At 64.9% G+C, this 24,962-nt stretch carries 25 protein-coding genes and 1 tRNA gene; 16 read left to right on the forward strand and 10 right to left on the reverse strand.

All coding sequences use genetic code 11. The annotated features are described in order from the left end of the window. Positions 1-2,324, reverse strand: a 2,324-nt coding sequence (gene rnr, locus NZ849_RS10060; protein ID WP_295406744.1) for a ribonuclease R, incomplete at its 3' end; no start/stop codon positions are given. Between the two features lie 8 nt (positions 2,325-2,332). Next, on the reverse strand, positions 2,333-3,568 hold the full coding sequence (locus tag NZ849_RS10065) for an aspartate aminotransferase family protein (protein WP_295406748.1): 1,236 nt from the start codon (positions 3,566-3,568) through the stop codon (positions 2,333-2,335). A 59-nt stretch (positions 3,569-3,627) separates the two neighbouring features. Here NZ849_RS10065 and NZ849_RS10070 point away from each other — a divergent pair, with 59 nt between their 5' ends. Continuing rightward, a complete protein-coding gene (locus NZ849_RS10070) occupies positions 3,628-4,599 on the forward strand; it encodes a Wzz/FepE/Etk N-terminal domain-containing protein (RefSeq protein ID WP_295406751.1) in 972 nt (323 codons plus the stop codon). Here NZ849_RS10070 and NZ849_RS10075 read toward each other — a convergent pair. Continuing rightward, entirely contained in the window at positions 4,592-5,533 is a 942-nt protein-coding gene (locus NZ849_RS10075) for a ribose-phosphate pyrophosphokinase (protein ID WP_295406755.1), read from the reverse strand. The two genes, NZ849_RS10070 and NZ849_RS10075, sit on opposite strands and share 8 nt — an antisense overlap. A gap of 59 nt (positions 5,534-5,592) precedes the next feature. On the opposite strand from NZ849_RS10075, the gene NZ849_RS10080 reads away from it, so the two are divergent. From NZ849_RS10080 to NZ849_RS10100, 5 genes are all read left to right on the forward strand, one after another. Further along, a complete protein-coding gene (locus NZ849_RS10080) occupies positions 5,593-6,672 on the forward strand; it encodes a phospholipase D-like domain-containing protein (RefSeq protein WP_295406758.1) in 1,080 nt (359 codons plus the stop codon). Continuing rightward, positions 6,669-7,247 carry a nucleoside triphosphate pyrophosphatase gene (locus tag NZ849_RS10085; protein ID WP_295406763.1) on the forward strand — a complete coding sequence of 193 codons (579 nt, stop codon included), beginning with the start codon at positions 6,669-6,671 and terminating at the stop codon, positions 7,245-7,247. Before NZ849_RS10080 ends, NZ849_RS10085 begins: the two co-directional genes overlap by 4 nt. A gap of 64 nt (positions 7,248-7,311) precedes the next feature. Next, a complete protein-coding gene (gene mreC / locus NZ849_RS10090; protein ID WP_295406766.1) occupies positions 7,312-8,103 on the forward strand; it encodes a rod shape-determining protein MreC in 792 nt (263 codons plus the stop codon). A gap of 93 nt (positions 8,104-8,196) precedes the next feature. After that, positions 8,197-8,670: a rod shape-determining protein MreD gene (mreD, locus tag NZ849_RS10095; protein ID WP_295406770.1), complete on the forward strand. Its 474-nt coding sequence runs from the start codon at positions 8,197-8,199 to the stop codon at positions 8,668-8,670. 9 nt (positions 8,671-8,679) lie between these two features. Then, on the forward strand, positions 8,680-10,431 hold the full coding sequence (locus NZ849_RS10100; protein ID WP_295406773.1) for a penicillin-binding transpeptidase domain-containing protein: 1,752 nt from the start codon (positions 8,680-8,682) through the stop codon (positions 10,429-10,431). Here NZ849_RS10100 and NZ849_RS10105 read toward each other — a convergent pair. Genes NZ849_RS10105 through NZ849_RS10125 form a run of 5 tightly spaced genes read right to left on the reverse strand, consistent with a single transcriptional unit; the run spans position 10,385 to position 15,762 of the window. Continuing rightward, complete coding sequence (locus NZ849_RS10105) at positions 10,385-11,884, reverse strand: NAD(P)/FAD-dependent oxidoreductase (RefSeq protein ID WP_295406776.1); 1,500 nt, start codon at positions 11,882-11,884, stop codon at positions 10,385-10,387. The two genes, NZ849_RS10100 and NZ849_RS10105, sit on opposite strands and share 47 nt — an antisense overlap. Positions 11,885-11,889: 5 nt before the next feature. Next, positions 11,890-12,387: a peroxiredoxin gene (locus NZ849_RS10110; RefSeq protein ID WP_295406779.1), complete on the reverse strand. Its 498-nt coding sequence runs from the start codon at positions 12,385-12,387 to the stop codon at positions 11,890-11,892. A gap of 46 nt (positions 12,388-12,433) precedes the next feature. After that, positions 12,434-12,919, reverse strand: coding sequence for a peroxiredoxin (locus tag NZ849_RS10115; RefSeq protein WP_295406781.1), 486 nt, complete (start codon positions 12,917-12,919; stop codon positions 12,434-12,436). A gap of 57 nt (positions 12,920-12,976) precedes the next feature. Beyond that, positions 12,977-15,007, reverse strand: coding sequence for a protein kinase (locus NZ849_RS10120; protein WP_295406784.1), 2,031 nt, complete (start codon positions 15,005-15,007; stop codon positions 12,977-12,979). Further along, positions 15,004-15,762 carry a protein phosphatase 2C domain-containing protein gene (locus NZ849_RS10125; protein WP_295406787.1) on the reverse strand — a complete coding sequence of 253 codons (759 nt, stop codon included), beginning with the start codon at positions 15,760-15,762 and terminating at the stop codon, positions 15,004-15,006. Before NZ849_RS10125 ends, NZ849_RS10120 begins: the two co-directional genes overlap by 4 nt. 22 nt (positions 15,763-15,784) lie before the next feature. On the opposite strand from NZ849_RS10125, the gene NZ849_RS10130 reads away from it, so the two are divergent. The 7 genes from NZ849_RS10130 to NZ849_RS10160 all read left to right on the forward strand — a co-directional run bounded on the left by NZ849_RS10130 (position 15,785) and on the right by NZ849_RS10160 (position 20,848). Next, the gene (locus NZ849_RS10130; RefSeq protein ID WP_295406790.1) at positions 15,785-17,572 is read left to right on the forward strand and encodes a hypothetical protein; all 1,788 of its coding nucleotides are present in this window, start codon (positions 15,785-15,787) and stop codon (positions 17,570-17,572) included. Between the two features lie 47 nt (positions 17,573-17,619). After that, positions 17,620-18,816, forward strand: a complete 1,197-nt coding sequence (locus NZ849_RS10135) for an MFS transporter (protein ID WP_295406793.1) — start codon at positions 17,620-17,622, stop codon at positions 18,814-18,816. 37 nt (positions 18,817-18,853) lie between these two features. Continuing rightward, positions 18,854-19,168: a YbaB/EbfC family nucleoid-associated protein gene (locus NZ849_RS10140; RefSeq protein WP_295406796.1), complete on the forward strand. Its 315-nt coding sequence runs from the start codon at positions 18,854-18,856 to the stop codon at positions 19,166-19,168. 15 nt (positions 19,169-19,183) lie between these two features. Next, positions 19,184-19,768 carry a recombination mediator RecR gene (gene recR / locus NZ849_RS10145; protein WP_295406800.1) on the forward strand — a complete coding sequence of 195 codons (585 nt, stop codon included), beginning with the start codon at positions 19,184-19,186 and terminating at the stop codon, positions 19,766-19,768. 102 nt (positions 19,769-19,870) lie between these two features. Next, positions 19,871-20,203 (forward strand): roadblock/LC7 domain-containing protein, encoded by a 333-nt coding sequence (locus tag NZ849_RS10150; protein ID WP_295406803.1) that lies wholly within the window; start codon positions 19,871-19,873, stop codon positions 20,201-20,203. A 4-nt stretch (positions 20,204-20,207) separates the two neighbouring features. Further along, positions 20,208-20,561 carry a roadblock/LC7 domain-containing protein gene (locus tag NZ849_RS10155; RefSeq protein ID WP_295406806.1) on the forward strand — a complete coding sequence of 118 codons (354 nt, stop codon included), beginning with the start codon at positions 20,208-20,210 and terminating at the stop codon, positions 20,559-20,561. Then, positions 20,558-20,848 carry a DUF3467 domain-containing protein gene (locus tag NZ849_RS10160; RefSeq protein ID WP_295406809.1) on the forward strand — a complete coding sequence of 97 codons (291 nt, stop codon included), beginning with the start codon at positions 20,558-20,560 and terminating at the stop codon, positions 20,846-20,848. The genes NZ849_RS10155 and NZ849_RS10160 overlap by 4 nt, the downstream gene beginning before the upstream one ends. Here the strand turns inward: NZ849_RS10160 and NZ849_RS10165 are convergent, their stop codons facing one another. Continuing rightward, a complete protein-coding gene (locus tag NZ849_RS10165) occupies positions 20,849-21,361 on the reverse strand; it encodes a molybdenum cofactor biosynthesis protein B (RefSeq protein WP_295406813.1) in 513 nt (170 codons plus the stop codon). It abuts the gene before it with no gap. Between the two features lie 78 nt (positions 21,362-21,439). Between NZ849_RS10165 and moaA the strand changes: the two genes are divergently transcribed. Further along, a complete protein-coding gene (moaA, locus tag NZ849_RS10170; protein WP_295406816.1) occupies positions 21,440-22,414 on the forward strand; it encodes a GTP 3',8-cyclase MoaA in 975 nt (324 codons plus the stop codon). Positions 22,415-22,474: 60 nt separating this feature from the next. Then, on the forward strand, positions 22,475-24,052 hold the full coding sequence (locus tag NZ849_RS10175) for a glycoside hydrolase domain-containing protein (protein WP_295406818.1): 1,578 nt from the start codon (positions 22,475-22,477) through the stop codon (positions 24,050-24,052). On the opposite strand, the gene argB is transcribed toward NZ849_RS10175, so the two are convergent. Then, on the reverse strand, positions 24,049-24,798 hold the full coding sequence (gene argB, locus NZ849_RS10180; RefSeq protein WP_295406821.1) for an acetylglutamate kinase: 750 nt from the start codon (positions 24,796-24,798) through the stop codon (positions 24,049-24,051). The two genes, NZ849_RS10175 and argB, sit on opposite strands and share 4 nt — an antisense overlap. Positions 24,799-24,855: 57 nt before the next feature. Between argB and NZ849_RS10185 the strand changes: the two genes are divergently transcribed. After that, a tRNA-Val gene (locus tag NZ849_RS10185) sits at positions 24,856-24,930 on the forward strand. The last annotated feature ends 32 nt before the right edge of the window (positions 24,931-24,962 follow it).

Below are 24,962 nucleotides of genomic sequence, written 5' to 3' on the forward strand. Positions count from 1 at the left end.
TCTCCTCCCCAAGCGCCAAAGTAGATTCTCTGCACCCTGACCTTTACCGGCTTGACGAAGCCCCGGCGTTCCTCCGGCGGACCCACCACCCGCCGTGGCCGGGCCTTCGCATGAGGCGGCGAGCCCTTCGGCTCAGCAGACCCCACCTTCCGGCGGGCCTTTGTCCCCCTCTTGGGCGGCTTCTTGCTCTTGCCCGCGGCGGGGGCGCTTGTTCCTACCTCAAGAAAACGCTCGGTCGGCACAAGGTCGATCTGCCGTGCGGCGGGGTCAGCCCCCTCGATTTTCACTTCCATCTCATCTCCTATGCAAATACGGCGTTTGCTCCGCAGGCCCTCCAGGGCCAGCAGGTCCTCATGATAGTGGTACTGGTCGTCCCGCAAAGCCCCAAGCCGCACCATGCCCTCTACCCCATTGGGCAAGCTCACAAAAACCCCGAAGCCGGTCACCCCCGAAACGGTGCCGGTGTACACCTCGCCCCGGTGGCGCAGGGCCCAAAGGCACTGGTAGTACTTGGTCAGCTCCCGTTCGGCATTCTCTGCGGCCCGCTCCCGCTCAGAAACGTGCAACGCCATCTTGGGAAACCGGCGGGCCCAGTCTTCCTTGCGGGCCTTGGTAGCCCGACGGCGCAGGAGGGCCCGCAGCACCCGGTGCACGACCAGGTCAGGGTAGCGCCGAATAGGGCTGGTGAAGTGCAGGTAGTGCTCCGCCGCAAGGCCAAAATGGCCCAGGTTCTCCGCCGCGTAGCGGGCCAGCCGCAAGGAGCGCAGGAGCAAGGTGGAGACCACCGGGGCCTCCGGGCGACCCTCAGCCTGCCGGAGGACCGCTTGAAGGGCCTTGGGGGTGGGCTCACCCCCCGGTAGGCTGTAGCCAAGCCGGCCTAGGGCAGCGACCAGCCTGGCAAAGGCCTCCTGGCTGGGGTCTTCGTGTACTCGGAAAAGCGCCGGAATTTTGCGGTCGGCCAGGTGTTTGGCCACCGTGCGGTTAGCCAGCAACATCAGCTCCTCGATTAGGCTCCGGGCCCTGGGCTCGCGCAACGGGATGAGGTGGAGGTTTCCCTCGGGGTCTACCTCCACCCTGACCTCGGTAAAGTTGAAGTCCAGCGCGCCCTGCTCGAGCCGCCGCTGCTTCAGGGCCTGGGTCAGGCTCAGCAGAAGCTCGAGGTCGGGGTGCAAAGCCGGCGGGATGGCCCCATCTGGAGGAGACTCTCCCCTATCTTTGGCTTCGGCAAAGGCCTCCACGTCCTCATAGGTCAGGCGGGCCACGCTGCGGATGACCCCTTCGGCAAAGCGGTAGCCCTTGACCTTGCCTTCGGGGGTCAGCTCCACCAACACCGAAAGGACCAGCCGGTCCTCCCCCGGCTTCAGGGAGCAAATCCCATTGGACAGGGCCTCAGGTAGCATAGGCAGCACCCGGCCCGGCAGGTAGACGCTGGTGGCCCGTTCGTAGGCCTCCCGGTCCAGAGGGCCGCCCTCGCGGACGTAGTGGGAGACGTCGGCGATGTGGATGCCCACCCGGTAGTTCCCATTCGACAGGGGCTCAATGTGAATGGCGTCGTCAAAGTCCTTGGCATCGGCCCCGTCGATGGTGAAGACCCTAAGGGCCCGAAAGTCCTCCCGGCGGGCCAGTTCCTCAGGTTCAATGCGGGCCACCTGCTCTGCTTCAGCCACGACCTCCGGAGGAAAGCTGCTCCGCAACCCATACTTCGCGATGATGGCCTCGGTTTCCACCTCCGGCCCTTCGCCCTGCCCCAGGTAGGCCAGTACCTCGCCGTAAGGCTCGCCTCGGGGGGGGAACACCACCCGCGCAGAGAGGCGGCTTCCTGCCTCCAACCCCTCTAGGCCCTCCGGCCTGAGCTTCAGGGAGGGTAGGCGCGGGTCATCCGGCTTGAGCCAGGCGTAGCCCTTCTTGAAGTAAAGCCGGCCCACCACCTGGTGGGTGGCCCGCTCGAGCACCGCCACCACCACCCCCCAGGGCCGACCGTCGCGGCCCGGTGGACGGGCCTCGGCCCGCACCAGGTCGCCGTGCCAGGCCCCCCCCAGATGCCCTTTGGGGATGTAGAGGTCGGGCAGGTTGGGGTCTTCGGGCAGCACAAACGCAAAGCCCGCTGGATGGGCCTGGAGGCGGCCCTTCAGGCCCTTCTCCGCTCGAACCTTGGGCAGCTCGTAGAGCTTGCGGCGGGGCTCCAGCACCTTACCCTCCGCCACCAGAAGCTCCAGAGCGGCCCTGGCCTCTTCCTTGTCCAGCCCCAGGCCGCGCACCACCTCGCGCAGGCTGTGGCGCTTATCTGGGCGCTTCTTCAAAAACTCGTAGATCTGCTCGAGCATAAAGCGCCCTAGAGCACGCCCTCAAAGGCCACCCGGGTGGCCTCCAGAGCCCCGGCCAGCGCCGCCAGGGCCTCCTCAATGTGGGCCCTCTCCACGATAAGAGGGGGTTCCAGGCGCACCACCTTGGGGTTGTTGAGGCCGAAGGCGGTGATCACCCCTCGAGCGGCCAACTCGGCCACCACCACCGCCCCAATATCGGCGTCAGCAAATTCCAAACCCAGCATGAGGCCTCGGCCCCGCACTTCCTGAATGAACTCAGGGAAAGCCCGCTGCAGCTCCAAAAGGCCCTGCATCAGGTAAGCCCCCATCTCCAAAGCGCGCCCGGGCAGGTCCTCCTCCACAATGACCTCCAAGGCCGCCAGGGCCGCTGCTGCCGCGAGGGGGTTGCCCCCAAAGGTAGAGGAGTGGATGAGAGGCTGATCTTTGTAGATGGCAAAGACCTCTGGGCGGGCCAGGGTGGCCGAGATGGGCATCACCCCACCCCCCAGGGCCTTAGCGCTTACCAGAATGTCCGGCTCAACCGCCTCCCAGTTCACCGCCCAGAGCTTTCCAGTGCGGCCCAGGCCGGTCTGCACCTCATCGGCGATGAGCAGCACCCCACGTTCCCGGGTGATGCGCCGTAACTCCCGGAGGTACCCCTCGGGCGGCACCCGGATGCCCCCCTCGCCCTGGATGGGCTCCACAATCACCGCCGCGGTGTCGGAATCAATGGCCTGGGCCACCGCCTGAGCATCGCCAAAGGGCACCACCTTCACCCCAGGCAAAAGGGGACGGGCCGGGGCCTGGTAGGGCTCGCGTGGGGTGACGGAGAGGGCACCAAAGGTTTTGCCGTGGTACCCTCCCTCGGTGGTGATAAAGCCGGGCTTCCCCGTGTAAAAGCGGGCAAATTTGAGCGCGGCCTCTACCCCCTCGGCCCCGGAATTGCCAAAGTAGACCATGGAGAGCGGCCCTGGGGCCAGCTCAGCCAGCCGGGCGGCCAGACGGGTGGTGGGCTCGGAGACCAGAACCCGCACCGACATGGGCATGCGCGCAAGCTGCCGCTCCACCGCGGCCACCACCTTGGGATGGCGATGGCCCAGGGAAAGCGTACCGTAGAGGCCCAAAAAATCCAGGTAGCGCTTGCCCTCGGTGTCCCACACGTACACCCCTTCAGCGTGGGACTCCACCTTGTCCAGGCCGGTAAAGCGAAGAAGCCCCGCCAAACCAGGGTTGATGTGCCGCTCAAACTGTTCAAAGAGGGTCATGCTCGGGCTAGAGTTTACCACGAGCAAGCCCTCAAAGATTCTGTTAGAATGCCGCGAAGATGCCAAGCGAAACGCAAGCTCCCGATGAGGTCTCGCTGAGAGAAATCTACCTGATGCTCAAACGCCGGGCCTGGCTGGTCCTGGGGTTGCCTCTAGGGCTGGGGCTGGCCGTCCTGGCCTTCAGCCTGCTGTGGCCCAAGACCTACACCAGCCAGGTGGTGGTCAGCCTCTCCCTTTCCAACCAGTCTAACCAAGGCCTGCTCAACAACCTGCCTTCCCTACCCGGGCTGGCCCAGGGGTTCGTGGACCTTCAGCAAACCCGCCTCCTGGCCGACCAGCTCGGGGTCGACGACCCCAGCCGCTACTACCGAGCCCGCTTTGACGAAAAACGGGGTCTGCTCTTCCTCACCGCTCAGGGCCGCACCCCTCAGGAGGCCCACAAGCGCGCCGAGCGATTCCTCCAGGTGGCCCGAGGCTACCTGGAGCAAACCCTTCTGGAAGGAGCCCGAGCCAACCTCCAGGCCGCCCTAACCCAGGCCCAATTTGACCTCAAGGCGGCCCAGGACGGCCTAAAGGGCATCCAGGCCCAGCTCGCCCAAGCCCCCGACCGCTTCAGCACCGACCCCTCCCTGGCCGCAGCCCTCGAGGCGCGGGGAAATGACCCTCAGACCGCCCGCAGCCCCACCCCCGCCTACACCAGCCTCAGCCTGGACGAGTCCCGCCTGCGCTCGCAGATTGCCCAGCTCGAGGCCCGCATTGCGGTGCTCAGCGAACTTCTGAAAAATCCCAGTTCCATCAGTCGGCTTGTCAGCCAAGCGCTTCTTGTTCAGGTGCTCGTACCCCCTGCCGAGCCCCTGCGGCCCAGCTTCCCCAGGCCCGCCCTATTCACCGCATTGGCGGTGGTCCTGGGATTTGTTCTGGGGGCGATGGGGGCCTTGGTGATCGAGGCCATCCAACCCCCCGCTGGCCCCTCCGGGGCGGAGGAGTTTAGCGGCAGGAAAGCCCAGCAGCCCCCTCGTCCATCTACGTAAAGAGCGAGGAAACCGACTCACCCCGGTGAATCCGCCAGATGGCCTCGGCAAAAAGCGGCCCCACGCTGAGCTGCTTGATCTTCTGGCTCGCCTGGGCCCGGTAGGCACAGGTGTTGGTGGCCGCTACCTCCGCAATGGGCGCTCGCTCAATTCGCTCAATGGCCGGCCCCACGTACACCCCGTGGGTGAAGGCCGCGTAGACCGCTTCGGCCCCATGCTGTACCAGAAGCTCAGCGGCCTGCACCAGGGTGCCGGCAGTGGAAACCTCGTCGTCCACGATCAGGGCGGTCTTGCCCCGAACATCCCCTACGAGGCCCCTCGAGGTCACCTCTGTATCCGAGAGGCGCTGTTTGTCAATAAAAGCGATGGGTAAGGCCAGCCTGCGGGCAAGCGAGCTGGCCCGTTTCAGATCGCCCGCGTCTGGGGCCACCACCACAGCGTTTTCCAGGCCCTCCAGCCGGGTAGCAAAGTAGTTAGCGATGACCGGCTCAGCCGAGAGGTGGTCCACCGGAACCTTGAAGAAGCCGTGCACCTGGGCTGAATGCAGGGTCATGGTCAAGACCCGGTCGGCCCCGGCGGTCTGGATCAGGTCGGCCACCAGCCGAGCGGCAATGGAGATGCGCGGGGCGTCCTTTTTATCGCTGCGGGCATAGGCATAGTAGGGGATCACCGCCGTGACCCGGGCTGCGCTGCTGCTTTTGGCAGCATCTATCATCATCAGCAACTCCACCAGGTGGTCCTGCACCGGCGGCGTGAGGGACTGGATAATAAAAATGTCCCCTTCCCGCAGGCTCTGCTCGTAGCGAACAAAGAGGCAGTCGTTGGCAAAACGCTGGGTGGTGCTCCTCCCCAGAGGTATTCCCAAATTATCTGCGATTTCCCGGGCTAGCGCGGGGTTGGATTGGCCGCTGAAGACCATCAAGGGTCGCTCCATAACCGCCTGAAAGCATAGCAGACAATTCCCCGGGCCGGGTTGTAGAGTAGGCACCTGCCATGCAGCGGTATCCACGACCCACCCGCAGACGCCGCCAGAGGGAGTGGGGTGCGGCGTTCCTCCTGGTCGGCCTGCTCGTATACCTCCTTTGGCAGAACCTTCCCCAAGCTATACCCCCAGTCTACCGGGCAGAAGGGGGGCTGGAGCTGTACTTTGCCCCCCAACAGGGCCCTGCGGCCAAACAGCGCCTGATCGAACTCCTAGACTCGGCCCAGCAGCAGGTTGAGGTGGCCGTTCTGGAGCTGGAGGACCGCGAGATCGGCCAGGCCCTGCTACGGGCAGCCGAGCGGGGCGTGCGGGTGCGGCTTTTTGTTGAATCAGACTACCGCCGTGAGCTGCGGGAGAGCCTGGGCGTCCCCAGCCAAAGCCAGGAGCGCTGCGAAACTTTGAGGCAGGTTGCAGTCTGCTATGACGGCCGCGACAACGCCCTAATGCACCACAAGTTTGTGCTGATTGACCAAAAAGGGGTCTGGACGGGCAGCAGCAACCTGACCTGGAACGCCTTTGAGCGCAATGATGAAAACAGCCTCTGGCTGCCTGTGGAAGGGCTGGTAGCAGCCTACCGGGCAGAGTTCGAGGCGCTTTTCTCCGGTCAGGAAAGCGGCCTAGGCCACCCCGCGCGCTTCCAAGTAGGGTCCACCCAAGGCACCGTCTATTTCAGCCCCGCTGGAGGGCACCAGGGACGGGAAGCCATTCTCAAGGTTCTGGAGGGCGCCCGCCAAGAGGTTCTTGTGGCGGCGTATGTCCTCACGGATGAGCGCGTGGTGGAAGCCCTGGTGAGGGCCCATCAGCGGGGCGCAGAGGTACGGGTGGTTATAGACGGCCGCAACCTGGTCAACTCCCGCACCGGGCCCTTGAGAAGGGCCGGTGTGGATGTGCGCCAGGACGGGAACCCCTACACCATGCACCACAAGGTAATGGTGGTGGACGGCACCTGGGTGGTTACAGGCAGCTACAACTTCACCAATTCAGCCTTCCGGCGCAACAACGAAAACCTACTGGTCCTAAACGGTCCAGAACTGGCCCAACGCTACCGGCAGGAGGTAGAGCGGATATGGCGAGCTGGGAAACCCCTATGAACCTCCCCACCTTAGTGCTGGCCTCGCAAAGCCCCCGCCGGGCTGAGCTGCTGAGGCGGCTCGGCCTGCCCTTTGAGATGGTCCCGGCCCACCTGGACGAGGGCAGGCTATCCCACCTCCCTCCGGCAGCTATGGCCCGGGCCCTGGCGGTGGAAAAGGCTCGAGCCGTCCAGAGGCCGGGCCGCTGGGTGCTGGCCGCCGATACGGTGGTGGCTTTGGGCCAAGAAGCGTTGGGCAAGCCCCGGGACACCGCAGAAAACAGGGCCTTCCTGCGCCGCCTCTCAGGACGCACCCACACCGTCCACACCGGCTTCGCCCTCCTAAGGCCGGATGGCCACCTGCACAACGAGGTGGTGGAGGCCCAGGTAACCTTTCGCACCATAGGGGAGTGGGAACTCGACTGGTACCTGCAAAGCGGCGAGGGCCTGGACAAAGCCGGGGGTTACGGGGCTCAGGGGCTGGGTATGGTCTTCATTGAAAGCATCCAGGGCGACTTTTACACCGTAATGGGATTGCCCGTGAGCCGGGTCTGGCAGCGCCTACTGGAGTACGGCTATTTCGCATCCTTGGCCTGAACTTTCACTGAGAAAAGCCGCTCCTAGGTTAGACTCTTGCGGGGCATGGCCCCAGAGGTACCCCATGAGCGACACCCTGGCCCGCCGCATCCTGCTGGTAGGACTCCTCGTTCTTGGGGTCTTGCTGGCCACCCTTACCCGGCAGTCCGCCCCCACCCTGCCGGGGGAGTTCGCTGCCCGCACCGCACCCCTATTCGGCCTCTCCTTCAGGCTGGGGCAGAACCTAAGAGCCGGCCTGGCAGCCTTTTTTGACCGGCGCGACCTACGGGCTGAACTCCGCCGGACTCAGGCTGAGCTGATGCAGCTAAAACAGGAAAACCAGCGCCTTGTGCTGGAAAACCGCAGGCTGCAGGCGACCTTAAGGGTGCAGGCAGGTCAGGGTCTAGGGGTGGCCGCGGTGGCCCCGGTGGTAGATGAGGACCCCTCGGGTCTCTACCAGCGCATTTTTCTGGGGGCTGGCTCAGCCCAGGGGCTCCGGGTGGGCATGCCGGTGACCGCCCCCACCGGGCTGGTGGGCATCATCACCGAGGTCACCCCCAACCAAGCGGTGGTGCGCACCATCCTTGACCCAGAGTCACGGGTGGGGGTGCGCCTGGCCAACGGGCCAGGGCGGGGCATCGCCTACGGGGCCCCACCCCGAATGCTGCGGGTGGAAATCGCCCCCGAAGCTGAGGTCAAACCTGGGGACAAGGTGGTCACGGGCGCCCTGCAAGGCCTCTACCCAGCTGGCATCACCGTAGGGACGGTGGTACAGGTGCTTCCCCACTCGCCTGGAGCCCTGAAAAAAGTGCTGCTGGTGCAGCCTGCAGTCCAGCTATCCCTGCTGGAAGAAGTGCAGGTGCTCAAACCCCTCTGAGCACCTGCGCGTCCCGAATCCGCCAAACGCCCCCAAGGCCCAGGCTTCCCGTGAGACCCCAGATAGGGGAAAATCGGGCCAAGAGCGCTTGGTATGCTATTCCTGATCATTATCATTCTCCTAGCCTTTTTGCTGCAGAGCCTCGTCTCGGGTCTACTGGGCGACAGCCTGGTTCCCCCCGACCTCATCTACCTATGCGCCCTGCTGCTGGCCGCCCGCACCCCTCCTTACGCAGGGCTTCCCCTGGCCTTTGCCGTGGGGGTTCTTCAGGACCTGCTCTCGGCAGGGTACCCGGGGCTGCACGGGGTAGGTCTCCTATTCGCCGCCTATGGCTACTACCGGCTTTCCAGGCTGGTTCATTGGGATGAGCCGGTTGGGCGGATGGTGATTCTGGGTGGAAGCTATCTGGCCAAGTGGATCGGCCTATGGTTGGTGGCATTCTGGATGCGGTTGGAAGCCTTCAACCCTCTCACCCTGTGGCCGGTTATCCTACCGGAGATGGTCCTGACGCTGCTGGCGGCCCCGTTTTTCTTCGGGATTTTCCAGCGGTGGAAGCCAAGTCCGTGATGGGGGTGTATGAACGGGCGGGTCTGGATCCTGCTGGGGTTTTTCTACGCCCTGCTCCTGGTCTTCGTAGGGCGTCTGTGGCAACTCCAAGTCCTCCAGTACGAGCAGTACGCCACCAAAAGCCAGGGCAACTACCTCCGCACCGAGACCATCCTAGCCCCCCGGGGCAGAATCCTGGACCGAAACGGCCAGGTCATCGCCACCAACCGCCTGGCAGTGGACCTGCTTTACCTGGGCGGCGAGGTGCACCTAAAAGAGCGCCTTCTGGCCCTCACCGGTCTCAAGGAGCTGCCCAAGACAGGACCGGTAGAGCTCATGACCAACATCCCTGAGGCGCTGGTGCCCACCCTGGCCGAGCTGAGCGCGGTGGAACCCAACCTCAAGCTTCTGGAGCGCATTGAGCGGGTCTACCCCAACCCCATCTCGGGGCCGGTGATCGGGTACACTGCCCTGCCCAACCAGGCGCAGCTCGAGGAAGGCTACGCTCCAGAGGAGCTGGTGGGCGTAGCAGGCCTCGAGGCAGCCCTAGAAGGCCACCTCAAGGGCATCAAGGGGGTGGTACTGGTCGAGGTGAACGCCAGGGGTCAGCGGGTTCGCTTCCAGGAGCTACGCGAACCCCAGTCGGGCAGCGACGTCTACCTGACCATTGACCTTCCGCTACAGCGGGCGGCCGAACGCGCCTTGGAAGAGGCCGTGGCCGACATCAACCGCATCCGCCAGCGCAACGGCCTTCCGCCCGCGAGGCAGGCCAAGGGTGCCATCGTAGCCCTAGACCCTCGAAACGGGGAGGTGCTGGCCATGGCCACCTCGCCCAGTTTCGACCCCAACCTGTTTGGCCGCAGACCAAGGCCCAGCGACAAAATCCGAGCGCTTTTCAGCGACCCCGACCGTCCCACCCTAAACCGCGCGGTAAACGCCTACCCTCCCGGCTCTACCTACAAACTGGTGAGCTCGAGCCTGGCCCTGGAAAGCGGCTACGTAACCCCCAGCACCACCTTCCGCTGCAGCCCCTACATCGTCTACGGCGGTATCCGGCGCAACTGGGCCCGCTACGACATGGGGATGATGACCGTCAAGGAGGCCATCGCCCAAAGCTGCAACACCTGGTACTACCAGATGGCCCTGCTGGACCCCATTGGGATGGTGGACAGACTGCACAAGCGGGCCCTAGAGCTAGGGCTAGGGCGCCCCACCGGTCTTGAGATCGGGGAACAAACCGGCGTCGTGCCCTCTTTGCAATGGAAGCGGCAAAACATCCCCAAAGACCCGCGCTGGTGGCCGGGAGAAACCCTCTCCATCGTGATCGGGCAGGGCTACAACAAGGCCACCCCTGTCCAGATTGCCCGGATGCTGGCCACCATTGCCCAAAACGGCCGGCAACCCGAGCTTCACCTGGTCCGCCGGATTGGGAACCAAGAGGTCCGGCGGCCCGTCGCCTCGGTGAGTGGGCGCTACTGGAGGGAGCTACAGGAAGGGTTGCGCAGAACCGTAACCTGGGGCACCGCACGGCACGTGCTGGCCGAGTTCCCAGTGGCCACTGCAGGGAAAACCGGAACTGCCCAGAACGAGACCCTGACCCCAGGCCTTGAGCACGCCTGGTACATGGGCTATGGCCCAACCGACCCCGCTGACCCTCGGCCTCCCCTGGTGGTGGTGGCTTTCTTCGAAAACGGCGGCGAGGGGAGCGGGGTGGCCCTGCCCGCCGCGCGCAAGGTCATGGCTGCTTACTGGAAGGTAGGAACAGCCTTCGAGACCCACTGATCCCGGCTCGAGCCAGCACCAACGCCGCCACCCGCTCACCCCCCATGGCCACCGCTGGAACCGACTGCCCGGGGAAAATGGTCTCCCCTACCCGCCACAGGTTGGGGTAGGGGGTGCGGGGGCTCAGGGTTCGCAAGGGATGCACCTGGGGGTACCCGCCCACCCAGCCGTCTTGCCGGCCCGTGTAGAACTCAAAGGTGTGGGGTGTAGCCCCCAGAATGAAGCGGGCAGCCGATCTGAAGCCCGGTATGAGCCGCTCCACCTGGGCCTCCACGCGGGCCTGCCAGAGGGCCTTTCTGCGAAGGTACTCCTCACGGGAAAGCCCACGCCAGACCGAAAGCGGGGTGTGCACCGAGGCCGAAAGCACCCGAAAACCCGGTTGACCCCGCTCAGGATCGCCCGGCTCAGAGAGGCTCACAAAAACCCAGTCCCCATCCCCAGCCCACTGGCGGTAGGGGGCCCCTGGGGGTACCTGGGCTTCGGGCAGCACCGCGTGGAGGACGAATGCCCCCCAGGCGTCCGGGGGCGGGGTGGCCTCCCCCCTCTGCGGCAGCAGGGCGGCCAGGTCGCCAGGGGTCAGGTTGGCCACGAAGAGCTCGGCCTCAACAACCTCCCGCTCCCCCCTGCGCCGCCCCCCCAGCACCACCTCCACCGCCCGCACCTGCCCTCCTCGCACCACCAACCGCTCCGCCCGGTGCCGGTAGAGCACCCGCCCCCCGTGGCGCAGCACCGCCTCGGCCAGGGTCTCGGCCACCGCCCCCATCCCCCCCAAGGGCAGCGCGGGACCCCGGTGGGGCAGGTCCAGTGCGGCAGCGGCGAAGAGGGCATAGGTGCGCTGGCTGTCGGCCTGAGCAGCAATCAGTAGCTGCGCGTCCAGAAAGCGGCGGAAAAGCGCGTCCTCAGGCGCATAGGCAGCAGCCCGACGGAACAGGTCGGGTAGAAGCCCTAAGCGTTCGGATGGGCGCTCCCAGAGCCAGGCCCAAGCTCTCCGGAGCAGGGCCAGCCCTTCCGCAACATCCGAGGGGGGAAAGGGCAGGCCCGGGGCAAGCCGCCACAGGGCCTCGGCCCGCCGGGCCTGCCAGCCCCAAAAGGGCCTCACCTCTGGACCAAAGGCCTGAAGCTGGGCCTCCAGTTCAAACCCCCGCCCCACCGGCCGCATCACCCGCCGCCCGTCCGGCAGCCACACCTCCATCAAGGGAGCCCCCTCCGGCAACCGCCGAACGGGAAAGCGCACCCCCAGGAGGGCCTCGAGCCGGGCGAACACCCCCTCCTGGTCAAACCCTGCCAGCAAGGTGGCCCCCGCATCAAAGCGGAACCCCTTGTGAAAGAAGGTTCCTGCAGACCCCCCAGGGTAGGTGTGCCGCTCCAGAACGGTGACCTCCAGGCCCGCCTTCGCCAGCAGGGCGGCGGCGGTCAGCCCCCCCACCCCTGCGCCGATCACCACCGCCCGCATTGGGTCTAGCGTCTTAGCGTGCGGACGTAGGCCAGGACCGTATCGGCATCCCTAAAGGGGTTCACGCTGCGCCAGACCCGCTCAATGCGGCCCTTTGGGTTGACCAGGATGGTGTCCCGGTTGTAGAAGCCCCCAAAACCCCCCACCCCAAACAGCCGGGCTAGGGTTCCATCCTTGTCGGGCAGCATGGCCCCCTTTAGGGCCATCCTCTCTATGAAGGCGCACTGCTCAGCGGCCGGGTCGGCGCTCACCCCGAACACCTCCACCCCCAGGGCCTGAAACTGCTCGTAAAGCTCAGCATAGCGCTTGCCCTGGGCGGTGCAGCCCGGCGAGCTAGCTTTGGGGTAGAACCAGAACAGGAGGTAGCGCCCTTCCCGGGCCAGGGCCGCCAGGTCTACGGTGCGGCCGTAGGAGTCCTGTACCCGGGGCAGGTTCACGGGGTCGCCCGGCGAGAGGGCCCAGGCTGAGAGGGAAAACACGCACAGACAGAGCAACCAACGCACACCCCTAGACTGCCGCAAAATGCCCCAAGCAGCTGTAGGCCAGGCTTCAGGTAGGAGCCTGCCGCCTGGCCCTGAGGTAAGCCAGTACCTCCTCCGCATCGCGGAAGGGATTCACGTTGCGCCAGACCCGCTCAACCTTCCCCTCCGGGTTGATCAGGATGGTGTCCCGGCTGTACAGACCCAGCAGGGCCCCTACCCCCAGGAATCCCCCTACCCCAAAAGCCCGCCCCAACGCTCCCGAGCGGTCGGGTATCATCCGCCCCTGCAGGGCCAGGCGCTCAATGAAGCGGCACTGCTCGGCGGCTGGGTCAGCGCTTACCCCAAACACCTCGGCCCCCAGCCTTCTGAACTCCTCTTGCAACTCAGCATAGCGCTTTCCCTGGGCGGTGCAGCCGGGGGAATGGGCCTTGGGGTAAAACCAGAGCACGATGTAGCGGCCCTGCCGCACCAGCTCGGCCAGGTCCACGGTCTGCCCATGGGCATCCTGCACGCTGGGCAAAGGCGCGGGGTCACCAGGTTTCAGCCTTGCCATACCCCAAGGGTAGGGGCTACCCCACCTAGCCATGGTGTCTCCGGGAACAAGGTCGGTTCAGCTAGAGGGCTGGGCCGATAGTCCAGTGCGGGCACTGCGCTCAGTCAGCAAAACGTTGTGCCACAGGGCAATACCACGCAAGGGCGCATAGACCTCGAGGCTGGGAAGGCTCTGACCATCCATCCTAACGCGATGTATCTTGCTACTGCCCCTGCGGATGGCGTACAACACGTCCCCCAGCACCACCATCTCCACCTGGCTGGCGGGGTCCTCTCCCTCGGCCACAGGCAGCGGGAGCGAAAGCAGCACCTCGCCCTCTAGGGAGAGCTGGCGAACCTTTTGGCTGTCCGCATCGTAGATGAGGAGCTGCTCGTCGGGGGTCAGGCCAAGGCCGCCCAGAACCCTGAGTTCCTGGGACTCACGGCTCTTGCGAAAAGCGTAGCGCGACACGTACCGCCCATCCAAGGAAAGGCGCTGCACCTGGCGGTTTCCGTAGTCCAGAACGAAGATGTAGCTCGAGCTAGCCAGAATCGCACGAGGGGACTCAAAGGTCCCCCGGCCCTGGCCCACACCACCAAAGCGGGCCACCGGCTTGCCCTCTCGGTCAAAACGGGTGATGGTGCAGGCCTCTCCGTCCAAAACCAGAAGACCATCTGGCAAAGGGGCCAAGGAAATGGGGTATAGAAGCTCCCCCAGCTTCATTCCGTACGGCCCTATGGACTGCGTAACCTCCCCCTCCACATCGAAGCGATGCAGCAACCGGGTAGCCCCACCTCCGTACTCAAAGAGGCTGATCCAAAACCCCCCCTCCGAGTCCACCGCTACGGACAGGGGTGGGGAGGAAAACATCCCCCGCCCGCTTCCCACACCGCTCCACATCCGCACCAGGGTACCGCTGGGGTCCATCAGGCGCAGGGTCCCCTTCTTGGTCTCTACTGCCAGGGCCAGGTACACCGGGGCCACCAACCCTGGGTCTTCCTGCCAGTTGCCCCGCAGCACATCCAGGACGGCTTCCAGCCCTGGCCTTTTCTCAGGGTCCTTCTCCAGCATCCTGTAGACCAGGTCGGAGAGGACCTGGGGAACCTCGGGGTTGAGCTGCTTGGGGGGTGGCGGCATCTGGGTGATCTGCTGGTGGATGACCGCCTCGTAGGCCCCTTGGAAAGGCGGCTGTCCGCAAAGGGCCTCGTAGAAGACCACCCCTAGGCTGTAGATGTCGGACCTGTGGTCAATACGCTGGCCCTTGGCCTGCTCAGGGCTCATGTAGACAGGGGTTCCAATGCGGGCCCCCGTGATGGTCAGCCGAGTAAGAACCTTCCCCGCGGCAATACCGAAATCCATCAGGCGCACACCTCGAGGGTCCACACTGCCATCCTCCCGCACCGCATTCCTGAGCACCATGATGTTGCCCGGCTTGATATCGCGATGGATGATGCCCTGGGCATGGATGTGCTGCAGGGCCTCCGCCACCCGGATCATCACCTCCACCAAGCTCCTGATGCCCAGGCGCCGCCCCTCAATGAGGCGGTCTAAACCCTCGCCCTCCAAAAACTCCATAGCGATGTAGTGGGTATCGCCCTGGTTGCCGTGATCGTAGACCTTGACGATATTAGGGTGATCCAGGCGGGCCAGAAGCTCGGCCTCTCGGTGAAAGCGGCGTACAAACCGGGGGTCACCCACATACTTTTCCTGGGGAATTTTGAGGGCTACCAACCGGCCGTCCCTCTTGCTACGGGCCTTGTACACTGTGGCCATGCCCCCGATGCCCACCTTCTCCTGAATCTCGTAGAGGGCCTCCAGACCGGCTACGCCGCTAAGGGAAACCCTAGGGTCGGCTTTTGCCTTAGCAGGCTTTCTGTTGGGCCTGGAGCGGGGCCTACGAGGCCTGTAGGAAACCCATCCGGAGCGGGGTAGCCACATCGCCCCAAGACCCAGCAGCAGGGGCACGGCCAGCACCCAGGGCACCGCCCCCAACACCGCCACCCCCCCCAGCACCAACGCCAACAGAAGCAGCACGGCCCAGTTCAAACCGGCACGCAGCAGGAGTGCCGTGGTAATCCCTACCAGCAGAAGGGCAATCAGGTAGCTCATCTGAACCTCGCCGCAACCACCGTGATGTTGTCGGTCCCCCCCCGCATCAAGGCCTTGCCCACCCAGTTCTCCAAGGAGGACTGCAGGTCGTTGCCGAGGGTCCACTCCTCAGGAGGCACCAGCCCGTACAGACCATCCGTAGCCAGCACCAACACCTCGCCCGGGGCAAAGCTAACCGAAAATATGTCGTAGCGCACCTCAGCCAAGCCCAGGGCTTGGGTCAGCATATGCTTCCAAGGATGGTCCTTGGCCTGGTCAGGGGTAAGGGCCCCCTGGCGCACCTGCTGGGCCACCCAGGAGTGGTCCTGGGTGAGCAGCGTCCAGCGCCCTGAGGAGTAACGGTAGGCCCGGGTATCCCCCACATGCCCCACCACCGCCTGCCGGTTCCACTCGGTGAGCAACACCGCGGTGAGGGTAGTACCCATGCCCTTGCGCGAGGGCACCCGTTCACCCTCCTGCAGGATGCGCCGCTGGGCCAGCTTGAAGGCTCGGTCCATGACCAGCGGGAGCCCTATCCCAGGCCTCCCAGTAGCGGTGTGCTCCGCGTAGGACTTGGCGGCCACGCTAACCCCCTCGATGGCCAACTTGCTGGCCAACTCCCCAGCCTCGGCCCCACCCATGCCGTCGGCCACCGCCAGCAAAACCAGGTAGCCCAAAGGGGTGGGGTGGACCGCAACCCGGTGGAAGTCCTCGTTGCTCCGACGACGACGTCCGATGTTGGATTCTGTGGCAATTTCCAGCCGGGCCAGCCGCATGACACCTTATAATACCCCCTGAATGAAGCCGGGTTTGGTTGAATTACTCGAGCTCTACGAGTACAAGGTGGACGATCTGGTGGCCGGCCAAGAGCCCAAGGGTGGGATGGCCGGCCTGACCCGGCTGCGCCAGGCCCTAATCCAAGCCAATCTACCTGGCCCCCTGGCCAAGAAGTTCCGCGACATAGATGCCCGCTTCAAGGCCCACCGCCTGGGGTACAAGACCACCGTGGAAGAAGGCCCCACCTCCGATCTGGGGGCCATCCTCGTAGAAGAGGAGCCCAACCCCCCAGACCCTGAGCGCCAAACCCTGGAAAAGCTGGCCGAGGCGGTGTACTGGGCGCGGCTGGAGCGCGAGATGGGCCGGGTAGCCAAAACCCTCAACCAGGGCAAGCGCGATGAGCTTAGGCTGGTCTACGCAATCCTGCAGAACCTCGAGGCCTACGCCAAAAACCCCCTTTTCACACAGGACTACAACCTTTCCCGGTTTACCCTGGCCCACCCCATTCCGAGCGTCTCCGACCCCCTGGTCCGCATAGACGACCCCTCAACCGCTCAAAGTCTCCTGCTGGAGCTTTTCCGTGAAGCCTTCTCCATCGCCGAAAGGCTCCACCTTCCCCCTGAAGAGACCGTACCCTACCTGCGCCGCTTCGCCCGAAGGGTATTGGAGAGCGAGGGCGCCCTGAAAAGCCCCCTTCGCGGCCCCAGCCTAGAGAGCCTCCGCAGGGCCCTGGAGGAGGCCCACCGGCAGGGGCTGAGCCCGGCAGAGATTCGAACCTTGGAGGAGCGCCTTCAGGCTGCGGCGGCGGAGGAGCGTCGGCTGGCTTTGGTCATGGAGGAGGACCGGGTGCGCTTCTCAGCCGCCATCGAGCGGCTTTCCAACCTGCTCTCCCGCTACCTCCCCAGCCCTCGAGGGGAGGCGAGCTGGCCCCAGCTCCCCCAGAAGATTCTGGGCAGCCCCAACCCAACCTACGCGCTCTCCGAGGTCCCCCCAGAGGCCAAGGCCCTCAGCCTGCGCCTGATGCCCCTGCGCTTTACCCTCGGGGGCTACCAGGTGGCCATCTCCCAAGCAGGCCCGGTCTTTTCCGTCAGCGTGGAAGGGCAGGAGCGCATCTTGGAGGGGAACGCCGCTTTCAGCCTCACCCTGCCCAACGCAGAGATGCGCGGGGTGCGCTACCAAGACTACCTTCACCTCTGGCTGGAGCCCCGAGAGGCGGCCACCCTTTCCAGCCTTCTAGCCGAAGGCCGGGTGCTGGCCCACCTGATGTGGCCGGAAAACCACTACGCCTACCTGCGCTTGCTCAGGGCTCTTTCGGCCAGGTTCAAGGGTCCGGTCAACTACGCCGCCTTCCAGCCGGAATCAGCCAGCAAGTACGCTGAGGCCCCCATAGACAACCTGCAGGAGTTCGCCCGAAAGGGGCTCGAGGTTGTCCGCGGCCGCATCCAGCGCCACTCGAGCTGGGCCGCTTACCTGAGCGAGGTGGCCCAGGGGATGGGGCTGGAGGACTACGCGCAGGTTCTCTACATTGAACTCTCCGAATGGCTGGGCTTCAGCCCACCCTCGAGGGACACCCTAGGGCAAGGGGCAGGCTCTACCACCGTGAGCGAGGCCCCCAGCACCATCAAAGCCGGAAGCACGGCGCTCTCCCTGCGCTACCAGGACGGCGTAATCTATGTCTCCTCCACCGGCCTGGTGCCCCGTAAGCTGGCCGACCTGCTGGTCTGGGTGGTCCCCGAAGGAGGGCTGGTGCTGGCCCGGGAAGGCGCCCGGGTAGCTTACAACCTAATCCTCATTCCGCCAAGGCAATAAACCTTTGTCCTCTCCACCCCACCCAACGGTTTATGATTGGGGCACACATGTGGAGCGCATTGGGGCACCCTGGATTCCGCTGGTTATTCATCTCTAGCTTCATCTCCACCATTGGCAGCAAGATTCACCGGGTGGCCCTGCTCTTCGTAGCCTATCAGGAAACCCAAAACGCGGTCTGGGTCTCCCTCATCCTAGGGGCTCAATTCGTGGCCAGCGCGCTGCTGGGGCCCTTGCTGGGCCCCCTAGCCGACCGCTACGACCGTCGGGTTCTGATGGTCATCGCCGACCTGGCACGGGCGTTTTTGGTGGCCTGTATACCTCTTTTCGCCATGGACACCATGCCCCTGCTGATGCTCATAGCCTTCTCCATGGCGGCCCTGGAGGCCCTGCACTACTCGGCCAGCCAAAGCGCCATTCCCGAGCTGGTGCCCGAATCCTCCCTGGACGCCGCCAACGGCCTGATGACCTTTGTGGCCCGTTTTGCCGACGTGACCTTTGTAGCCCTAGCCGGGGTGCTGGTGGCAAATGTGGGCCCGGCTCCAGCCTTCTGGATTGACGCTACCTCCTACCTGATCTCCTCCGCCTTCCTCGCCCTCCTCCCCCCCCTGCGAGGCAAGGATGGCCGGGGCAATTACTTCGCCTCGGTGGTCACAGGTCTGCAAATCCTGTGGCAAAACCCGGTGCTCTCCCGCACCGTCGGTACGCTGGCCCTGGCCGCAGCCTTTGGCTCGGTAGAGGCTGCCCTGGGAATCGTATACGCGGTGGGCGCGCTGAAAGTGGGGGTCCAGGGGTTTGGGGTTCTGGAGGCCCTGATGGCCGGGGGAGCCATCCTGGGGCTGTTCGCGACCATGCCCCTTATCAGGCGCTTCTCAAGAGAAGCCGTCTTCCTGGCAGGGCTCGGGGCTTTTGGGGTCTTTATGGCCTCTACCGGGCTTTTCCCTCACCCCCTCTGGGCCGGGGTGGCCATGCTGGCCCTGGGCTTTCTGAACACCATGTTCATTGTACCGGCCCGTTCCATCATCCAGCTCGCCGCCCCCAGCGAGGTGCGGGGGCGAGTTATGGCCGCCTTCGGGGCAACCATGCAAAGCGCCGTGCTTATGGGCACCTTTCTGGCCGGGGTACTCGAGCCCCGTCTGGGCGTCCTGGCGGTGCTGTTCCTCTCAGGGATGGCAGTTTCCCTCATCGCGCTCACCGTGCGCCTCCGGGGGGGTATCCCCCGGCCTTCCCAACAGGAGGCCGCCTAGGGCCCATGCAATAATAAGGGTGCCTTTGGAGGGGTAAATGAACCTACAGAAAATCATGAAAGAAGCCCAGAGGGCCCAGCGCAAAGCAGCCGAGGTGCAGGAACGGCTGGCCCAGATGAGCGTGGTGGGCAGCGCTGGGGGTGGGTTGGTGGAAATCACCGCCAACGGCCACGGGCAAATCCAGGGGGTTCGACTCAAACCCGAAGCTCTGGACAAAAGCGACCTTGAGGCCCTAGAAGACCTAATCCTGGTAGCTATCCAGGACGCCCAAAAAAAGGCCCACGACCTCTCCGAAAGGGAGATGAGCCGGGAGCTGGGGGGCATCGGCAGCCTGCTTGGAAAGATGTTCTAGAAAACTCGGGGCCCCATGCGCTATCCCGAGAAACTCCTCAAGCTGGTGCGGGCCCTGGCGGCCCTGCCCGGGGTAGGGCCCAAGAGCGCCCAGAGGCTGGGGCTCTTCCTGGTGCAAAACCCCGAGGCCCGTGCGGCCCTGATCGGCGGCCTGGAGGCAGCGCAGGCCCTTCACCCATGCCCAGCCTGCGGCAACCTGGCCGAGGACGCCCTCTGCCCTATCTGCGCGGACCCTGAGCGGAACCGAAGGGTTATCTGCGTAGTGGAGACCATTGCCGACCTGATGGCCCTCGAGCGCAGCGGGGAGTACGCCGGGCTCTACCACGTGCTGGGAGGAGCCCTGAACCCCTTGGAGGGCATCGGGCCGGAGCAACTCTTCTTGGAGCCGCTTTTCGGGCGGCTCGAGGGGGTGGAGGAGGTGATTCTAGCCACAAGCATGACCGTGGAGGGAGAGGCCACCGCGGCCTACCTGGCCGAGCGGCTCAGCGCCCGCGGGGTGCGCTCCAGCCGCCTGGCCTACGGGCTTCCGGTAGGGGGCAGCCTGGAGTACGCCGACGAGGTAACCCTGGCTCGAGCCCTGGAAAACCGACGGGGCTACTGAGCATCCCGAGTAACGCCCCTCGGTGCAATTTTCCCACACCGCCGTCGGGTGGCTGTGCTAGGCTAGACCCCGTATGGTTTGGAGCAACCCACGGAGCGCGGTATGAGGATGCTCGAGAGCCTCTCTATGGCCGGGGTGCGGCAGGCCGTGCTGGCCAGCCAGGATGGCCTGGTGATAGAGAGCACGGGCAAGACAACCCCTGAGCCTGAACTGCTGGCTGCCGAGCTAGCAGCCTTGGCCCGGGCCAGCCGAACCCTTACCCGACACCTGGGGGGCGAGCTGCGCCGCTTCACCCTGGCCACGGAGCACCGCGAGGTGTTGGTGGTGGTGTTCAACGGGTACTGCCTGGGGGCGGTCGTAGAGAAGGGCAGCGACCGCAAGAGCATTGGTCAGGAGCTGTCCAGGCTGGCCCTACGACTGGCCCAGAGCCTTTAGGAATATGGTACAGGAAGTGCTGAGCGAGCTACAGGCCACCAAAGGGGTGCTGGCCTCTGCGCTGGTCGCGGAGGATGGGTTTGTGGTGGAGAGCACCCGAACGGAAAGAGCCCCCGACCTGGACTTCTTGGGAGGTGCAGCCTCCACTGCGCTGGCCTCAGCGCGGGCCCTCTCCCAGGAGCTGGGCCGCGGCGATGTGGAGGAAGTCATGGTAGAGTACCCCGAGGGGCCGGTTCTGCTGGTCCCCCTCGAGGGTGGATACCTGCTGGTGGTGCTGATGGACACCATGCAAAGCCTGGGCCGGGTGCGCTTCCAGCTCAAAAAAAGCGTTCCACGCCTCAAGGAGGCCCTAAGGTGAGCGACGTTCAGGTACCCGAACTACGCGTAGACATAGACCGCGAGACCGCACTAGGCAAATACGCCAACTTTGCCATCTTCTCACACCAGAAAAATGAGTTTTACCTAGACTTCGCCCTGATGCAACCAGGCAGCCAGCCCAATCAGGTGGTGGCCCTGGTAACCAGCCGCATCATCACCAGCCCCCAACACGCCAAGGCCCTCCTGCGCAGCTTGGCCGAGAACATCCAGCGCTATGAGGAGACCTACGGCGCCATCCCGGAGCCTGGAGATGCCTCAAAAGCCTGACTAGCGGGCCACCTCCCAGGCCAGGTGCTCTAGCTCGGGCTTTATAAGCTTGGTCCAGGCCACCTGCACCGCATTGGGCGAGCCCGGGGTGGAGATGACCACCCGTCCCCGGTAGGTACCCGCGGTGGCCCGGGAAAGCATGGCCGCAGCGCCCACCTCCTGATAGGAAAGCATCCGGAAGAGCTCCCCAAAGCCCGGCATGGGCTTCTCAATCTTCCGGGCCAGCACATCGTAGGTGGTATCCCGCGGAGCGATGCCGGTACCGCCGTTGAACAGGATAATCTGCGCACCCGCTTGGACCATCTCCTCCAAGGCCGCGGCCACCTGCTCCGGTTCGTCTTTGATGATGCGGTAGCCCACCACCTGGTGGCCCAGGCGCTCAACCTCGGGTTTTAGATAGTGGAAGTTGGTATCGGTCTCGGGGGTACGGGTATCGGAAACCGTCACCACCGCCACCCGCACCGGCCCTCTGGCCCTGGCAATTTCCCTGTGCTTTGCGCTGCTCTCGGACATGCCCCTATCTTAAAAGGGGTTCGGCCAGCTTGAAAAACCCGAAGTCGTGTTGTAAAACTGTGCAACACGGAGGCTCAGGTGAGGCTCACCGACCGGTACGGACGCATCATTAAGGATTTGCGCCTCTCCGTTACGCCGCGCTGCAACCTGCGCTGCCTGTACTGCCAGCCCCTGGGCTACGAACAGGCCGAGCCCCCAGGGGTTATCACGGTGGAGGAGACCCGCCTGTTCCTCCAGGCTATGCAGCAGCTGGGTCTGGAGTCGGTGCGCTTTACGGGGGGAGAGCCCCTGGTGCGCAAGGAGCTACCCCAGATGATTGCAGCAGCTGCGGAGCTGGGAATTCCCGACATCGCCATCACCACCAACGGGCTGCTCTTTGCCCGAAAGGCCAAAGAGCTGGCGGCAGCGGGCCTCAAGCGCATCAATCTCTCCATGGATGCGGTGACCCCGGAGGTCTTCCGGTCCATGACCCGAGGGGGCCAGGTGGAGAAGGTCTGGGAGGCCATAGAGGCCGCCTGGGCGCTGGGAATACGCCCGGTCAAGATCAACGCGGTGATGATCCGCGGTATGAATGAGGGCGAGGTCATTCCCCTGGCCTCGCTCTCCCTCGAGCACCCCCTGGAAGTGCGCTTCCTGGAGTACATGCACCTGGACAACTCCGAACCCGGGCTCTACCGCAGCCGCTTCATCCCTGGCGCCGAAACCAAAGCCCGGATTGAGGCCCACTTTGGCCCCCTGGAGCGGGTGGAAAACGACCCCAGTGCCCCGGCCCGGGTCTACCGCATCCCCGGAGCGGCAGGAACGGTAGGCTTCATCAACCCGGTCACCGAACCCTTCTGCTCCAACTGCTCCCGGCTTCGACTAACCGCGGACAAGAAAATCCGCCCCTGCCTCCTCACCGAACTGGAGATGGACATCGCCTGGGCCTTTGAAGCCCCTAATCCAATCGAGGCCCTGATAGATGCAATCCTGGTTGCCACCAACCGGAAACCAGCCTTTGGAAATACCCTGCCCACCCTGCGGGAGCGGGTGATGGTGGGCATCGGAGGCTAAACGCCGGATAACGCTCCTAGAAACGAACCCCCCGCCGTCCACGCAGCTAAATTGAAGACTATGAGGAGGCGGTTTTGGCCACTTTTTCTTCTAGCAGGCCTCCTAACCGGTTGCCCAGCCCCCCGCGCAACCATTGACCCTCAAGGCCCCATCCAGGCCTGGGCCACGGGCTCCCTCGAGCGCATCCGGCCAGAGGAACCGCCCCGTCCCCTGGAACCCTTCACGCTCTATGCCGCACGGGGCGAGGTGGAGTCGTTCCAGGTGGTGCTAAGCGGCCCCAGAGGGGTCAGAAATGCCCGCCTGGAGTTCTCCGCGCTCAGGGGCCCTGGAGGGGCGGTCATCGGGACAGAACACCTGAGCCTCTACCGGCAGCACTACGTGGAGGTGCGTGAGCCCAGCCCTAGCCTGGAGGAGGGGAACCGCTCGCAGGGAGCAGGCTGGTACCCCGATGCGCTAATCCCCTTTGAGGCCCCAGGCGGACGCTACCGGGCGGTTCCGGTGGATGTAAGCCCAGGGCGCAACCAGCCCTTCTGGGTGGATATCGCGGTGCCCCGCGGGGCACCGGCGGGGACCTACGAGGGCAGCTACCGCATTCTGGCGGAGAACGGAAGCCTGGAGGGGCGTATCCGTCTGGTCGTATGGGGCTTCGAGCTGCCCTTGCGGCCCAGCCTCTACTCCTTTGTCCCCCTTTGGCGGACGAAGAGCAAAGCTGCTCGGCTCGAGCTGCTCAGGCATCGCTTGATGCCAGGACGGGTTGAACCAGAAGAGGCCCTGGAGTTCGCCCGCAATCACGGCCTCAACAGCATTGACCTGGGGTTTTGGAGTGGGGCCAACGCCCACACCTGCCGGGCCAAACCCGCCCCCCCGGTGGCCGAACTGGCCGCGGCCAAGGCCGCCCGACAGGTGGGGGTGCCCATCTACAACTTCACCTTTGACGAGCTAGACGTCTGTCCTCAGAGCCTACTGCCCGAAATCCGGGCCTGGGCGGCCAACCTGCGGGCAGCCGGTGTGCTCCATCTGAGCACCCTCTCCCCCCGCCCGGAGCTCCTAGACGACGGCAACGGCCGGCCGCTGGTGGACATCTTTGCCATCAACGCCGAGATGTACGAGGAAGCCCAGAAAAACGGCCTATGGGAAGCCGCGCGAAGCAAGGGCAGTAGCTTTTGGTACTACACCGCCCTAATCAATCCCAAGACCCCCTACGCCCCCCAGTGGCTCCTTGACTACAGCCCCCTCAACTGGCGAATATCCACAGGGTTTTTGGCCCACAACCTTGGCTTCAGCGGAGTCCTAGGCTGGGCAGCGGACCACTACGACCCCGACCGGGGCCAGGACCCCTGGACGGATGTGCGCTACTTCAATGCGGGGCGCGCCTACAACGGGGACGGCCTCTGGTTCTACCCGGGGCGCGAGGTGGGCTGGCCCGACCGGGTGGTGCCCTCCATCCGGGCCAAGTGGCTGCGGGATGGGGTGGAGGACTACGAGTACCTCCGGCTGTTGCGGGAGCGGGGCCTAAGCCTACGGCTGGACGGGCTCGAGCAGGCCATGGCCCGGAGCATGCGCGACTGGCAGAAGGACCCTGCAACCTTGGAGGCCGTCCGCCGCAGGATCGGCGAGGTCCTGAGCCAGGGCCGCTAGCCCAGCAACCGGGTCCCCAAGGTGCCCTCCAACAAGCCCTGCAGCACCCCAGGTCCCCCCTTGGCCACAGCGGCCCACGGGGCTCCCCGGGCCAGGGCGTTCAGGGCTGCCTCCACCTTGGGAATCATCCCCCCCGAGATGACGCCTTGGTCCATCAGCACCCGCACCTCTGCCCGGCTTAGGACGGGGAGGCGGCTGGAAGGGTCTTTGGGATCGCGCAGCACCCCCTCCACATCGGTCAAAAAAACCGCCGGCAGACCCAGTGCCCCGGCAACAGCCCCCGCAGCGGTGTCGGCGTTGATGTTGAGCGGCCCTACCTCGTCTAGCCCGATGGGGGCCACCAAAGGGGTCACACCCGCCTGGAGCATCTGCTCGAGCAAGGTGGCCCTAACCCGCTCCACCTCCCCCACCCTCCCCAAGGCCTCGTCCACCACCCGGGCCTGCAGCATCAGGCCATCCCGCCCCGAAAGGGCCACCGTGGGCCGCCCCCGGCGGGAAAGGCCCGCCGCCAGCTCCTTTCCCAAAGTGGTGAGGACCATCTCCACCAGTTCCATCTGGTCGGGCGGGGTTACCCGCAAGCCCCGCTGGAAGCGGGTCTCAAAGCCCATCCGTGCAAGCCACTCGCCTATTCGGGGCCCCCCTCCATGGACCAGAACCAGCGGGCCTGGATAGCCGGCCAGCTCGTCCAAGAGTTCCCCTGCCTCTCTAAGGCTGCCTCCGATTTTGACCAGCAACGCTTGCGCCATGCGGCCCATCATAGCTTGACACCACCCCAAGCCGGTGTTACCCTTACTTCTGCGTTTGGGCGATTAGCTCAGCGGGAGAGCACACGCTTCACACGCGTGGGGTCGTAGGTTCAAATCCTACATCGCCCACCAGTACCAGGAAGCGAAGACTCCGGGGCCAGCCA

This window comes from Meiothermus sp., from assembly GCF_025060375.1.
Lineage (GTDB): Bacteria > Deinococcota > Deinococci > Deinococcales > Thermaceae > Meiothermus.